Origin of the sequence: Brachyspira hampsonii (genome assembly GCF_002214805.1) — a bacterium.
Classification (GTDB): domain Bacteria; phylum Spirochaetota; class Brachyspiria; order Brachyspirales; family Brachyspiraceae; genus Brachyspira; species Brachyspira hampsonii.
Map to the genome: position 1 here is coordinate 2020791 of NZ_CP019914.1, position 13303 is coordinate 2034093.

The 13303-nt window shown below is 28.3% G+C and carries 15 protein-coding genes; 4 read left to right on the forward strand and 11 right to left on the reverse strand.

The annotated features are described in order from the left end of the window. Positions 1–19 precede the first annotated feature (19 nt). Positions 20–1537, forward strand: a complete 1518-nt coding sequence (gene xylB, locus BHAMNSH16_RS08825; protein WP_008727588.1) for a xylulokinase — start codon at positions 20–22, stop codon at positions 1535–1537. Positions 1538–1838: 301 nt separating this feature from the next. Next, on the forward strand, positions 1839–2477 hold the full coding sequence (locus BHAMNSH16_RS08830; protein ID WP_008727589.1) for a hypothetical protein: 639 nt from the start codon (positions 1839–1841) through the stop codon (positions 2475–2477). A 332-nt stretch (positions 2478–2809) separates the two neighbouring features. On the opposite strand, the gene BHAMNSH16_RS08835 is transcribed toward BHAMNSH16_RS08830, so the two are convergent. From BHAMNSH16_RS08835 to BHAMNSH16_RS08855, 5 genes are all read right to left on the reverse strand, one after another. Continuing rightward, on the reverse strand, positions 2810–4417 hold the full coding sequence (locus BHAMNSH16_RS08835; protein WP_008729462.1) for a peptide ABC transporter substrate-binding protein: 1608 nt from the start codon (positions 4415–4417) through the stop codon (positions 2810–2812). A gap of 402 nt (positions 4418–4819) precedes the next feature. Beyond that, entirely contained in the window at positions 4820–6160 is a 1341-nt protein-coding gene (gene bioA / locus BHAMNSH16_RS08840) for an adenosylmethionine--8-amino-7-oxononanoate transaminase (protein ID WP_008729464.1), read from the reverse strand. Between the two features lie 37 nt (positions 6161–6197). Further along, positions 6198–6863, reverse strand: a complete 666-nt coding sequence (gene bioD, locus BHAMNSH16_RS08845; protein WP_008729465.1) for a dethiobiotin synthase — start codon at positions 6861–6863, stop codon at positions 6198–6200. 24 nt (positions 6864–6887) lie between these two features. Further along, positions 6888–7889 carry a biotin synthase BioB gene (gene bioB / locus BHAMNSH16_RS08850; protein WP_008729467.1) on the reverse strand — a complete coding sequence of 334 codons (1002 nt, stop codon included), beginning with the start codon at positions 7887–7889 and terminating at the stop codon, positions 6888–6890. Between the two features lie 15 nt (positions 7890–7904). After that, a complete protein-coding gene (locus BHAMNSH16_RS08855) occupies positions 7905–8888 on the reverse strand; it encodes a biotin--[acetyl-CoA-carboxylase] ligase (RefSeq protein ID WP_069731620.1) in 984 nt (327 codons plus the stop codon). Positions 8889–9254: 366 nt separating this feature from the next. Between BHAMNSH16_RS08855 and BHAMNSH16_RS08860 the strand changes: the two genes are divergently transcribed. Both BHAMNSH16_RS08860 and BHAMNSH16_RS08865 read left to right on the forward strand, forming a co-directional pair. After that, on the forward strand, positions 9255–9704 hold the full coding sequence (locus BHAMNSH16_RS08860) for an Hsp20/alpha crystallin family protein (protein ID WP_069731619.1): 450 nt from the start codon (positions 9255–9257) through the stop codon (positions 9702–9704). Positions 9705–9811: 107 nt separating this feature from the next. After that, the gene (locus tag BHAMNSH16_RS08865; RefSeq protein ID WP_008729471.1) at positions 9812–10240 is read left to right on the forward strand and encodes an Hsp20/alpha crystallin family protein; all 429 of its coding nucleotides are present in this window, start codon (positions 9812–9814) and stop codon (positions 10238–10240) included. A 149-nt stretch (positions 10241–10389) separates the two neighbouring features. Here BHAMNSH16_RS08865 and BHAMNSH16_RS08870 read toward each other — a convergent pair whose 3' ends face one another. The 6 genes from BHAMNSH16_RS08870 to BHAMNSH16_RS08895 are packed head-to-tail and all read right to left on the reverse strand — an operon-like array spanning position 10390 to position 13283. Next, positions 10390–10719 carry a DUF4406 domain-containing protein gene (locus BHAMNSH16_RS08870; RefSeq protein ID WP_008729473.1) on the reverse strand — a complete coding sequence of 110 codons (330 nt, stop codon included), beginning with the start codon at positions 10717–10719 and terminating at the stop codon, positions 10390–10392. 2 nt (positions 10720–10721) lie between these two features. Continuing rightward, complete coding sequence (locus BHAMNSH16_RS08875) at positions 10722–10928, reverse strand: hypothetical protein (RefSeq protein ID WP_008729475.1); 207 nt, start codon at positions 10926–10928, stop codon at positions 10722–10724. A 24-nt stretch (positions 10929–10952) separates the two neighbouring features. Then, entirely contained in the window at positions 10953–11249 is a 297-nt protein-coding gene (locus BHAMNSH16_RS08880) for a winged helix DNA-binding protein (RefSeq protein WP_008729477.1), read from the reverse strand. Further along, positions 11242–11871, reverse strand: coding sequence for a hypothetical protein (locus BHAMNSH16_RS08885; protein ID WP_008729478.1), 630 nt, complete (start codon positions 11869–11871; stop codon positions 11242–11244). Before BHAMNSH16_RS08885 ends, BHAMNSH16_RS08880 begins: the two co-directional genes overlap by 8 nt. A gap of 3 nt (positions 11872–11874) precedes the next feature. Next, entirely contained in the window at positions 11875–12813 is a 939-nt protein-coding gene (locus BHAMNSH16_RS08890; protein ID WP_008729479.1) for a hypothetical protein, read from the reverse strand. Next, positions 12813–13283 (reverse strand): hypothetical protein, encoded by a 471-nt coding sequence (locus BHAMNSH16_RS08895; protein WP_008729480.1) that lies wholly within the window; start codon positions 13281–13283, stop codon positions 12813–12815. The genes BHAMNSH16_RS08890 and BHAMNSH16_RS08895 overlap by 1 nt, the downstream gene beginning before the upstream one ends. Between the last annotated feature and the right edge of the window lie 20 nt (positions 13284–13303).

The window sequence follows — 13303 nt, forward strand, 5'->3', positions numbered from 1 at the left end:
TATATATTAGGAGAAAATTATGAATTACTATATTGGTATAGATTTAGGAACTTCATCTGTAAAGACTTTAATAATGACATCAAATGGAAAAACAGCAGCATTATCTCAAAAAGATTATGATTTTGATAAACCTTATTACAATTTTGCAGAGCAGGATGTTAATGTATGGTGGGAAAGCACTGTATTTACAATAAAAGATTCTTTAAAGCAATTAGTAAAAATAGATTCAAATTATAATATTAAGGGAATAGGCTTTTCCGGACAAATGCATGGACTTGTGGCTTTAGATAAAAATGGAAATGCTTTGAGAAAAGCTATATTATGGTGTGATTCAAGGAGCCTTAAAGAGATTGAGTACATAAACACTAAAATAGGTTTAGAAAATATAATGCAGATAAATCATAGTCCTATAGCTGCAGGATTTTTACTTCCTTCTTTGCTTTGGATAAAAAATAATGAGCCTCATATTTATAAAAATATTGATAAGGTAATACTTCCTAAAGATTATATAAGATATAAATTAACAAACATCATTGCCTCTGATATAACAGATGCGGCTGCTTCAGGAGTTTTTGATAGTAATAAATCTTGTTGGTATGATTACATAATAGAAAAATTAGGTTTAGATATAAATATTTTTCCTGATATTTTTTATCCTTATGAAGTATCTGGTACTATTACAGAAAAGGCAAGTAAAGAAACAGGATTAAAAAAGGGCATACAAGTTTCTTATGGAGGGGCTGATCAAGTTATGCAGGCTATAGGCAACGGCATAATAAATACAAATACTGCATCAATTACTATAGGTACAGGCGGACAAATTTTAATGCCTATAGATAAACCTGTTTATGATAAAAAGAATATGGCTTCTCATACATTTAATTTTTTATTTCCAAATACTTGGTATTATTTAGGTGCTGCTTTATCTTCCGGTTTAGCATTGAAATGGGCTAAGAATAATTTTTGCAATGCAGGTGAAACTTTTAAAGATATAGATTTAAAAGTAAAAGATATAAAAGCAGGCAGCAATGGAATAATATTTCTTCCTTATTTAGCTGGAGAGAGGACTCCTTATATGAATAGTAATGCTTCTGCTATGTTTTTAGGATTAACTTTAAGTCATGATAGATATCATATTTTAAGATCTGTTATGGAGGGAGTAGTATATTCTTTAAAAGACTGTTTTATAATTTTGACTGATGATTTAAATATGGAATGCAGTAAATTAATAGCTTCTGGAGGAGGATCTTATAGTGATGTATGGCTTCAGATTCAGGCTGATATTTTAAATAGAGAAATTTATGTTTCAAAAACTAAAGAGCAGGCTGCATTGGGGGCGGCTATAACTTCGGCTGTTGCGAATAAAGAGTATCAAAGTTATGAAGAAGCTTTAAAAAACATTATAACTTATAATGATAGACCTATAACTCCGATTAATGAGAATGTGAAAATTTACTTTGAATATTATGAGATATTCAAAGAATGTTATAAAAGAAATTCTGAGTTAATGTATGCAATAAAAAATATAGCTTACTAAAATTAATATTTAATATATTACGCACGCAGAGAAGATTATAAATATGATAAGATTATATTATAAACTAATCTCTATTTCTAAACTTCATTAATCGTGCGTTAATAGGCATAAAAAAATTATTTAACACTTAGGGTGGGTGTTAAAATGACTGTTTTGATTAAGGGTAAAAAATAATACAAAAATGACTGATAAGGCAGTAAAATCTATAGGGTGGGCAGATGAAAATAAATTTTACAAAGATATAAATATCAATGTTTATAAAATATACCACTTTTTTATATTATTTTAGGAAATTTTATATATGGCTCTATCAAGAAAAATATTTGTTATATTGACATTATTAATATTATTTTCTTTTAATCTTTTTGCTAATTTTAAGTTTGGAATTAGTCCTAGAATTGGGGCTGATATAAATATAGCTGAAACCAAAGATTATAATAGTGTATTATTAGATCCTAGATTAGATATCAATTTTCAAATAGGATATGGATTTAAATTAAATAATGTTAATTTATTAAGCGGTATAGATCTTTTATTTGATTTTGGAATTAATGAACACATGGTATCTATAATGGATAATAATACATCTTTGATTAATAGGGTAACAGCTTTTGGAATATATACAGGAGCAGCTTTGAAATTTGATTTAACTAAAAATAATCAGCATCTTCTTGCAGGAATAGCTTTAGGTGTGCAGTTTAATCCTTTAGTAGATGCTAATTATAAATCAGTACCAATATCTCCTTATATAAGATTATCATTTGAAAGAAAATTCTTTGAAACAGAAAAAATAGATTTTATTGCCGGTGTACATTTATCTTATGAGAATATGATTTTTAATGCTAATGATATGAATAATTTATTTTCTTCTCATAATGTAAGGCAATATCATTCTGTAGGTTTGATGCTGAGCTTTGGATTTTTCTTTGAGAATAGATAAAACTTATACAAAATGATAACATCTAAACTAATTTTTATGTTATCATATATTTTTTAATTTAGCTTATATATAGCAATAATTAAAAATTAATAAAATCAAGAATTTATTTACATACCCCGCCCTTTATTCCTTTTTATTCAATTTAGAATTTTTAACTTTCATTATATCTTTATAGCTTATTTAGAAATTTTAGCACCCACCCAAGATTTTATTAGACTAAAAAAAATTGTTTAACGCACGATAAATGAAATTTTAAATATGAATTTAGCTTCAAATACAAATTTTCATTATATATAAAAATCTACTTACCATGCGTTTGGAAATAAATAAAACTACTCTAAATATGCATTAAAAAATCTATATAAACCCTGAGAATCATATTCAACATTTTTTAGTTTAGGTGAAACAAGCAAGGCTTCAGAATAAAAATATATTGGTACTATTGAATTGTCATTCATAAAAATATTTTCTGCTAAATGAAGTGCATGCATTCTTATATTATTATTTTTATTTGTGGAGGCTATGTCAATGTATTCATCAAAAGCCTTATTTGAATATGAGCCGTAATTGTTTGGAGCATCACTTTTAAAAATGTTCAAAAAGTTTATAGGATCATTATAATCGGCATACCATAAATAAACGGCTAAATCAAAATTTCTATCATACATGTTTTGAAGATAAGAAGCCCATTCATGCTTAACTATCCTTACATCGATATTTAAATTTTCTTTAAGCATAGTCTGAACAGCATCAGCAATATTTATATCAAACTCTCTTGTCGCTATAAGCAAATCAATAACAGGGAAATTTTTACCGTTTTTATATCCAGCCTGCGATAATAATTTTTTAGCTTCTTCCAAATTTTTCTGATAGTTGGAAGATATTATATGCTCTCCGCCTTTTTCTCTGAAATCTACATTTACATCATTAATTCCATAAGGAACTAAACTTCCAGCAGGACGCTCTCCGCATTTTGTTATTGATTTTACTATATAATCTCTGTCTATAGCCAAAGATAATGCACGTCTTACTCTATTATCTTTTAAAGCTTCTTTATTGTTTAAATTAAATCTATAGTAGTATGAGGCAGCAACCGGTACTATATGAACTACTCCTTTTTTCTTTAGAGTTTCTATATCATTTCTTGGAAAAGGTTTTGCAAAATGAATAGAACCATTAAGAACTCCTGCAAGCGAAGTATTAGGCTCTTCCATCAAAAGAAAAGTTAATTTGTTTGGCTTTATATTTTCATTATTCCAATAATTAGTATTTCTCTCTAGTATTATGCTTTTATCGAAGTTTCTTTCTGTCATCTTAAAAGCACCATTTCCAATATAGCTTTCTGGCTTTAATGTCCATTCATCACCGTATTTGTTTATTATATCTTCTCGTACAGGATAAAAAGGAGGGTAGGCTGTAAGCTCTAAAAAGTACGCTGTAGGACTATTTAACTCTGCTTCAAAAGTATAATCATCTATTGCTCTAACTCCAAGTTCTTCTATAGATTTTTCACCGCTTATTACTTCTTTGGCATTTTTTATTACTTCAAAATAATAGCTGTATTTATTAGCGGTTTTTGGGTCAACTGCACGCCTCCAAGTATAAACAAAATCTTTTGCAGTAACACTTTTTCCGTCGTTCCATTTGGCATTAGTTCTTATATGAAAAGTATAAATATTTCCTTCTCTGTTAATATCCCAGCTTTCTGCTGCTCCGCCTATTATTTTATTATTTGCATCTTTTTTTGTAAGTCCTTCAAATGCATGAAGAATGTATATCATAGTAAGATTGTCTGTATTTAAAGTTGGGTCAATGGTTAAAGGTTCAGGGGCTAGATTTATAACTATATCATTATTTGTATTAATTTCTTTTTTTGAAACTTTTGAACATGATATTATCGAAAGTATTAGTAAATTGAAAGCAATTATTTTTTTAAGCATGTATTTTCCTTTTGAAGTTATAATTTTTTATAAATAGGTATACTCATTATTTTTTAGTATATACCTAAACAAATATAGTTTGTCAAAAAATTATTTTTTTATATTGAAAATATTGCAGGGCTTTGCCCACCACGCTGTGTGCTACGCAGCACCCCAGTTCTTTTATTGGTATAAAAGAACCAAAAGAACTGCATTTCTAACCCAAATTTTAAGTATTACTGTATATTTAATACATATATTTGAAATATAAAGTTTTATTAATTGCGTTTTTCGCTCTGCGTGCCTTTGGCAGCAACTTTTGGCGAAGGCGGCAAAAAAGTTTATAATTTATATATAATCTACATCATTTGACAAAATAAAATTGTTCCAGTATTACTAAGAGGTTAAATAAAATTATATTTTTTAACCTAAAATATCATTTATCGATTTTACACATAAATCAACAGCCTTATCTATCTCTTCTTCATTAATTATAATGGGCGGATTAAAATATATAACATTACCCAAAGGTCTTAATAATAATCCTCTCTGAAGTGCTTTTTTATATATTTGATAACCCATTCTAAGTTTAGAATCAAAACCTTCTTTTGTATTTTTATCAGTAACTAATTCGATAGCATTAATAAGTCCTATATTTCTAATCTCTCCTATATTTGTATGATTTAATAATTTTTCTTTTAATTTATTATTTAAATATTTTGCTCTTATTTGTGCCTTATTTAGAATATTATCTTCTCTTAAAACTTTTTGTACCGCCAAAGCAGCAGAACAGCCTAGAGGATTTCCGCTATAGGTATGGCTATGCATAAAAGCCTTGCCTTCATTATAGTCAGCATAAAAGGCATTGTATATTTTATCTGTTGTGATTGTTATAGCCATAGGCATGTATCCGCCTGTTAAACCTTTTGAAACGCACATTATATCAGGGCTTATATTGGCATGATCGCATGCAAACATCTTTCCTGTGCGTCCGAAATTTGTGGCTATTTCATCAGCTATAAAAACTACATTATATTTATCACAAAGCTCTCTTAACTTTTTTAAATAAAGCGGAGGATATATTCTCATTCCAGCAGAAGCCTGAAGCAAAGGCTCTATTATAACAGCACAAGTTTCATCAGCATATTTTTCAAATTTTTTTTCTGCATCTAAAAAGCATTCGCATTTGCAAGTTTCTCTATTTTGATTATATTTGCATCTATAACAGTCAGGTGCTTCTATATGTATAGTTTCCATAAGCATAGGCTTGTATATTTTGGCATACAAGTCCAAACTTCCAACGGATAATGCCCCTATAGTTTCTCCATGATAACCGTCAGTAAAGCACATAAACTTTATCTTTTTGGTATTGCCTATTTGATGATGATACTGAAAAGCCATTTTTAATGCTGCTTCTACTGATGATGAGCCATTATCTGAAAAATTAAATTTACTAAGTCCTTTAGGAAGTATTTTTACAAGCTCTTCGCATAGTTTAATAGCTCCTTCATGTGAGAAGTTTGCAAATATTACATGCTCTAATCTGTCAAGCTGTGATTTTATAGAAGCATTTATTTTTTCATTGCAATGTCCAAGCAGATTGCACCACCAAGAACTTACAATATCAATATATTCTTTTCCATTTTTATCATAAAGATATATTCCATTTGCTCTGTCTATTATTATAGGAGGAAGTTCCTTATAATCTTTCATCTGCGAACAAGGATGCCAAATATATTTTAAATCCTTTTCTTCTAATGTCATAATGAATCCTTTATATTTTCATGAACTCTGAAAAATATTATTCAAAAAGATTTTCTATATTTCTATCATCTAATTTTAAAATACCGTCTATAACAAAGCCTATAATTTTTATTCCCGTAATATCTTCTATCATTTTTTTATTATCATCATGCATTTCATTTGCTATTTCAAATCTATTTAATATCACACCATTAATTTTTAATTTTTTACTTCTCATATATTCTATAGTTAAGACAGTAGAATTGATTGTTCCAAGTCCTGCATCAGCTACTATTAAAGAAGGCAAGTCAAGTTCTTTTATGATATCTTCCAAAAAAATTTTTTTATTATTATCATATCGAATAGGGCATATTATACCGCCGCTTCCTTCTACTATCATATAATCATGTACTTTATCTATATTTTTATAAGCATTTTTTATAAACTCCATATTGGGAGGATTCCCCTCAATTTGTGCTGCCAAATGAGGGGAATAGGCATGCTTATAAGTGTATGACACCATTTCATCATAAGAATCTTTTAAATTTGCTTTTTCTTTTACATACCAAGCATCGCTGTCTGTTATATCATCACTTCCGCTTAATGCTGCTTTATAATAACCTATATTTAATCCTTTATCTTTCATGTTTTTAGCGATTAATGCTGATACATAAGTTTTACCTATATCTGTACCTGTTGCAGTTATAAAAAGTGCTTTAGCCATATTAATAAAATCCTAATAAAAAAATTAATCTTCAGTTAAAATAATTTTATATCCCAAATCTTCAGCCATTTTTTTATCTGTTTCTATAGATATTCCGGCAGTGGTGAGCATATCTCCTGTTATGGCTGCATTTGCCCCGGATAAGAAGCATGCTCTTCCTTTATCTTTTAAAAGTCCTCTTCCGCCTGCAAGTCTTATAAATGCTTTAGGGTTAATAAATCTGTATATTGCTACTATTCTTTTCATATCATCTTCAGTGAGAGGCTTAATATTTTCAAAAGGAGTGCTTGCTATAGGATTAAGCATATTAACAGGAATAGACATAATGCCTAAATCTCTTAATTCTAAAGCCATGTCAATTCTGTCTTCCCAAGTTTCTCCCATTCCCATAATGCCTCCGCTGCATACAACCATTCCGGCTTTTTGTGCCGCTTTTATTGCTTTAATTTTATCATCATAACTATGAGTAGTACAAACATTAGGAAAGAAGTTTCTTGAGGCTTCCAAATTATTATGCACTCTTCTAAGTCCGGCTCCTTTCATCTTTTTAAACCCTTCTTCATCTAAAAGTCCCAAAGATGCACATACATATCCGTCTGTTTCTTTATTAAGAGTTTCTATTGCATTATATACTTCATCAATCTCTTTTCCGTATAATGCTCTGCCTGATGTTACTATAGAGTATCTTAAAACTCCTTTATCAAAATCGCTTTTTCCCTGCTCCAAAATTTCTTCTTTATTTAGAATATCATATTCATCGCATTTTGTATCATAGTGAGATGACTGAGCACAGAATTTACAGTTTTCAGAACATTTTCCGCTTTTGGCGTTTATTATAGAACACATATCAAATACATTAGAACAGAAATGTTTTCTTATTCTATTAGCTAAAAAACATAAATTATCTAATGGTGCTTCAACTAACTGCATAGCCTCTTCTTTGGTTATATTATATCCATTAATTATTTTATTTCTTAATTCTTCAATATTTATTTCTTCTTTTATAATTAAATCTATATTACTCATTTTTTAATCTCCTATTTATGATAATCTATGATTTATACTTCCTGATACTATTCTGTCTACTTTGCCGTCCTGAAATTCTGCTATAAGAGCAAAAGTTTTATCTATATCCAATACTTTTACTATATGCTCCTGATTATCTATATTAAGCAAAACTTTTTTTCCTATTAAAAAAGACCTTTTTTTATATTCATCATAGAATGAAGCATTATTAAAATAGTATTCATATATTCTTTCTAATATTTTGGCTATTAAAATATTTCTTATATCTTTGCTGTTTTGTGTATTATTAATTGAAATAGCTATATTATTTATCTCTTCAGGAAAGCCGTTTTTAGGGAAATTAACATTTATACCTATTCCTATAACAGCATAATCAAGTTTTCCGTCTTCAAAACTGAAAGCCCCTTCGGTAAGTATTCCGCATACTTTTTTATCATTAATAAATACATCATTAACCCATTTTATCTGTGTATTTTCATTTGAAATTTCTTCTATAGATTTTGACACCGCCATAGCTGCTGCAGTAGTTATAAAAGAACTGTTAAAAATCTTTTTTTCTTTTTTTAGATTAAGTATAATGCTCATATATATGCCTGTACCATAGGGAGAGAAAAAAGATTTTCCGTTTCTTCCGTATCCGCTTGTCTGCTCTTCTGCAATTACTACGGTTCCGCTTTCAGCCCCGTTTATTGCCATTCCTCTTGCTATAGTGTTTGTTGATTCTACGGTTTTGTATATCAAGAATCTGAATTTATCTCTATATTTAGTCATATTATCTTTTATTATTTTTGATGATAAGATGTCAGTTTCTTTTGAGAGTGCATAGCCTTTATTTGATACAGAAAGAATATCGTATCCTTCATCTTTTAGAGATTTTATCACTTTCCAAACAGCCGCTCTGCTTACATTGAGATTATTAGCGAGCTTTTCTCCGGATATAAATAAACCCTTATTGGATTCTAATATTGATATTATATTTTCTTTTAAATTTTTTCTCATAATGCAGAATGATAACATAATAAATATAATTGTCAACTTTAAAATATAAAAAGGTTTACAATTATGATTTAAATTGTATAGAGTATAAACAGGCGATTTTAATTTTAGTATATATTGTATAATAGGAGTACATACTCTGAAATTTAAATGTATTAATATTATACATATTTTATTATTAATATTGTATATATAGGGTTTTAATAGTAGATAGTGTATTATAAATATACATAGATATAAAAATAATTGGCATATTTATTGCATATATAATAGTGTAAGCGATGATGACTCGGTGAGAGTTAAAACAAATGATAGTTAATCGCTGATTAAATTAGAAATATAAAAGTTTATATAAAAGGAGTTTTAATTATGACTAAAAGATTATTTTTTCCAGCTTTACATTCTATGTTAGATGATTTTAGAAGTTTTGATGAGGCATTCGGCAATTTATACAGCAATGATGAGGTGAGAAAATTATCTCATTACAATATAGAAGAAGATGATAAGAGCTATACTATAGAGATGGATATGCCGGGTGTGAGAAAAGAAGATTTAGAAATAGGTATAAAAGAAAATGTACTTTCTATATATGCTGAACGCAAAAAAGTAAGTAAACAAAAACTTGAAAATAGTGAAAATAAAGAGGAAAATGACAGCGGCAATGAAGTAATAGTTTCTAAATATGAACAGAGCTTTAATATCAGCACAAAAGGAATTGATGTTGAGAATATAGAAGCTAATTTGACAGACGGGGTTTTAAAAATAGTTCTTCCTAAAAAAGAAGAAGTAAAATATGAGAAAAAAATAAATATAGGCTGATTATTTTATCGTTAATTAAATGAAGGCTGTAAATTATAGAGGTTTATGAAAAATTGTTAAAAATTAAAATATAAGATAAGAGTTAATATAAATTAAGGAGTTTTAATATGTCAAGAAGAATATTTGTACCAACATTACATTCAATTTTTTCAAATGCTAACAGATGCAATTCTTTAGGAAACTGCAGTCCTTATGGTGATTATCATAATAGAGTATCAAACTATAGAATAGAGGAAGATGATAAAAATTATATTATAGAGATGGATATGCCGGGAGTAAAAAAAGAGGATTTAGAAATAGGAATAAAAGAGAATATACTTTCTATTTCTGCTAAGAGGAAAAAAGCAGTAAAAACAGAAAACGGCGAATCAAAAGAGGAAGTTATTTCAAGCTATGAGCAAAGCTTTAATATCAGCACAAAAGGAATTGATGTTGAAAATATAGCGGCTAATTTGAATAACGGCGTTCTTATGGTAACACTTCCAAAGAAAGAAGAGCTTAAATATGAGAAAAAAATAGAGATAAAAGGAGAATAATTAAAACCTATATATAAATTCAATTCATAAGATATAATCCATAATAATAGGGACACAGGGTAGATAAAATATCCTGTGTCTTTTTTATTTGCATTGATATAAGAAAGATTTTGAATTTTTTATATATCATAGTATAATATACTAAAGAATTACATATTATATTTAATAGAGGCATATTTAGGTATACCCAAAGACAAACATATCCTTTTTTCAAGCATAGCACCTTTCGATTCATAGCTTTCATTTTCTATGTCTATTAAACAATCACTATCTAGTAATAATTTAATGTCATTTTTTAGATACTCTTCCCATATTCCAGTTTTATTAAGATAATCATAATCACAAGGCACTATAACTTCGCAGTCAATATTTCTGCTTTTCATAAAGTCAGCAACTTTATCCCTTGCCTCATAAAACTCTTGTTCATAGTTTTCTCTACCTGTTATAGCACCGCTTAAATATATTTTTATTTTCTCCATTTTTATTTTTCCTCCAACTCTATTAAGTTCTTTATGTCTTTGCCTCTCCAATTACCATAAAAATCTCTAAAAGAATCGCAGTCTAAATCTTCAACTTTTAAATTAGCTGCTTCCATATATATGTTATCAGAGATCATCTCTATACATATTTCTTTTGTATCTACCTCTTGCTTTTCCAAAATAGGTATACCGTATTTATTTATGTTCATTCTATCCCCCCAATTATTTTTTATTTAAAATAAGCTCCACTGAATATTTTTATTAATACTCAAAACTATACTTGTTACATTAGTAATTTTGTCTTTTCTTTTTCCTGCCTCAAGCAATACGCCTTGTTCTTTTAATTCATTTATCCTAGCCGATATTGTAGAAGCCTCCATTTTTAGATAATTAGCTATTTCTCTGCATGTAGAAGGTTCTTTTAATTCTCTTATGGCTCTTAATACTTCTTTGTATAAATTAGCCTTCATATCTTTTACAGTAGTGTTATAGCAGTCAATAGAGGTTTCTCTCACTTTCTTTTTATTCATTGACTACCTCCTTAACTGTTTTCATTATTTGTTTATTAATAGCTTTATTTCTTTTTATCTCTTCATAACTGTCAAACTCAAAAGTATTATCTCCTTCAAAATGTTCATTACTTGAAGTTTGATTATGTTTGATCATCTCTTTTACAGCATTTATATCATCTTCAAAAATATTATTATGAATATATATGCTAGGTTCTATAAAATTATTATAGGCAGGAGCAACTATTAAACCGCATTCTGCTTTTAAATCATCAAGAAAATCAAGATAAAAGCCATTATTTGAAAAATCTCTTATATTATCAATACATTTAAGTATTAATTTTAAAGCCTTATATATTTTTCTTTTATTCTTTAAATCCGATAAGTATACTGCCAATTTTTCAATAAATATTTCATCTTTATTCTCAAAGCATTTATAAACACTATCTATATTATCTTCAGCATATATACCATAATTTCTAAGAAGAACATAAAAATGTAAAATTGTCTTTGAATTAATAGAATATTCTTCTTTTATACTGTTTAATAAATTACAAAGCTCTTTTTTATATTTATTTCTATGCTCTCCATAATTAATTACTAATACATTTCCTTTATTTTCACTGCTGCCGTTTCTTCCCATTTTCTACCCCTTAAAATAGTCAAAACTAGGATTCTCATAATGTCCTATGCCTTCAGTATTAATTCCATCTTCCTGAGCTAAACGCATATCTGATAAACGCATTATTATACCATCATAATAATTAGAGGCTCTAAGATAAACATTTTGATGACAATCTTTGTTTTGAGCTATATATTCCAAAGTCTCAAATATTGCTACTCCAGCATTGACTTTGCGTTTATTAAAAGCATTCTCAAGCCAAGTTATTTTATCCGAGCCTATGTCTTTTTTAGGCAAAGTCTGAATAATGCTGTTTACAGGTTTCCCAGTAAGCACTGAATACCAGTACACATAAACACTCTGAAAATTATCCCAATCCCAATTCGGATAATTCAAAAGCCCGTATGGTTTTGTGAAGTCATTACACGCAGTATTTGTTAAATTATTTGTTAATGTATCTGTTAAACTATTTGTTAAATTATCTGTATGTGATTTCTGAAAATTACTGCTTCCATTTTGGAAATTTTCCTCTTCCATTTCTGAAAAATCCGAAATGGATTTCTGAAAATTACTATTTCCATTTTGTATATTTTCGCCTTCCTTTTCTGAATTTTCTTCTTTCTTTTCTTCTTTTTTATAAGGGTTTGGTATAACAGTTAAATCTTCAGGCTCTTCACAGAAAGCATACCAAGTCGTTCTGTTGTATTTATTGTCATTATGAACAGCTTTCACTAATATGTTATTGACTGTAAGTTTTTTTAAAGCGTATTCTATCTTATTTTCAGTTAGATATGGAAATAGCTTATTTAAATCTTTTATAGTATAGTAACACCAAAACTTGCCGTCTTTATAATTTCTTCCGTCTGCTTTATTTTTTCTTATCCAAAAAAGAAAATGATTATAAAGAACAGCTGCAGTCATTCCATATTCTTTTGCTATATCTGTATTAAATGAATGTTCCATCAGCAAACCTCTACATTAATACCTGTTCTATCAGAAAAGTTTTTTACTGCTTCTTTTAATTCTTCCTGAAGTTCTTTAACTTCTTTTTCTTCTTCAGAATTATTCTCTTTACTCTCATCATCAAATAAACTAGGTTCATCGCTTATAATATGGTATTTACTTGAAAAGTTTTTATCTTTTATGATTTTTGCTTTTTTCATATATTTTATATCTGAGCCATCTTTATCAGAAACAAAATCATCTATAACCACCCAATAACCCACAGGTACATTAGTATATTTTATTCGTGCTGGTTCTTTTTTCTTTGCTGTCTGATATTCTCCAGTCTTTACAAAAAGACTTCTGTCATCTGGCTGATTAGGTATAATAAAAGCTAATTTTAAATCTATAGCTTTTTGAATATCTTCATTTAATATGCCGTCCCACTTAAAAGCTATTTCTTCTTTTTGATGTTTAATTATTTTATCCATTGTGCTATCCCCCTAATAAT

Coding starts and splice junctions, on each gene's coding strand:
- xylB (WP_008727588.1), top strand. CDS start 20: ATGAATTACTATATTGGTATAGATTTAGGAACTTCATCTGTAAAGACT.
- BHAMNSH16_RS08830 (WP_008727589.1), top strand. CDS start 1,839: ATGGCTCTATCAAGAAAAATATTTGTTATATTGACATTATTAATATTA.
- BHAMNSH16_RS08835 (WP_008729462.1), bottom strand. CDS start 4,417: ATGCTTAAAAAAATAATTGCTTTCAATTTACTAATACTTTCGATAATA.
- bioA (WP_008729464.1), bottom strand. CDS start 6,160: ATGACATTAGAAGAAAAGGATTTAAAATATATTTGGCATCCTTGTTCG.
- bioD (WP_008729465.1), bottom strand. CDS start 6,863: ATGGCTAAAGCACTTTTTATAACTGCAACAGGTACAGATATAGGTAAA.
- bioB (WP_008729467.1), bottom strand. CDS start 7,889: ATGAGTAATATAGATTTAATTATAAAAGAAGAAATAAATATTGAAGAA.
- BHAMNSH16_RS08855 (WP_069731620.1), bottom strand. CDS start 8,888: ATGAGAAAAAATTTAAAAGAAAATATAATATCAATATTAGAATCCAAT.
- BHAMNSH16_RS08860 (WP_069731619.1), top strand. CDS start 9,255: ATGACTAAAAGATTATTTTTTCCAGCTTTACATTCTATGTTAGATGAT.
- BHAMNSH16_RS08865 (WP_008729471.1), top strand. CDS start 9,812: ATGTCAAGAAGAATATTTGTACCAACATTACATTCAATTTTTTCAAAT.
- BHAMNSH16_RS08870 (WP_008729473.1), bottom strand. CDS start 10,719: ATGGAGAAAATAAAAATATATTTAAGCGGTGCTATAACAGGTAGAGAA.
- BHAMNSH16_RS08875 (WP_008729475.1), bottom strand. CDS start 10,928: ATGAACATAAATAAATACGGTATACCTATTTTGGAAAAGCAAGAGGTA.
- BHAMNSH16_RS08880 (WP_008729477.1), bottom strand. CDS start 11,249: ATGAATAAAAAGAAAGTGAGAGAAACCTCTATTGACTGCTATAACACT.
- BHAMNSH16_RS08885 (WP_008729478.1), bottom strand. CDS start 11,871: ATGGGAAGAAACGGCAGCAGTGAAAATAAAGGAAATGTATTAGTAATT.
- BHAMNSH16_RS08890 (WP_008729479.1), bottom strand. CDS start 12,813: ATGGAACATTCATTTAATACAGATATAGCAAAAGAATATGGAATGACT.
- BHAMNSH16_RS08895 (WP_008729480.1), bottom strand. CDS start 13,283: ATGGATAAAATAATTAAACATCAAAAAGAAGAAATAGCTTTTAAGTGG.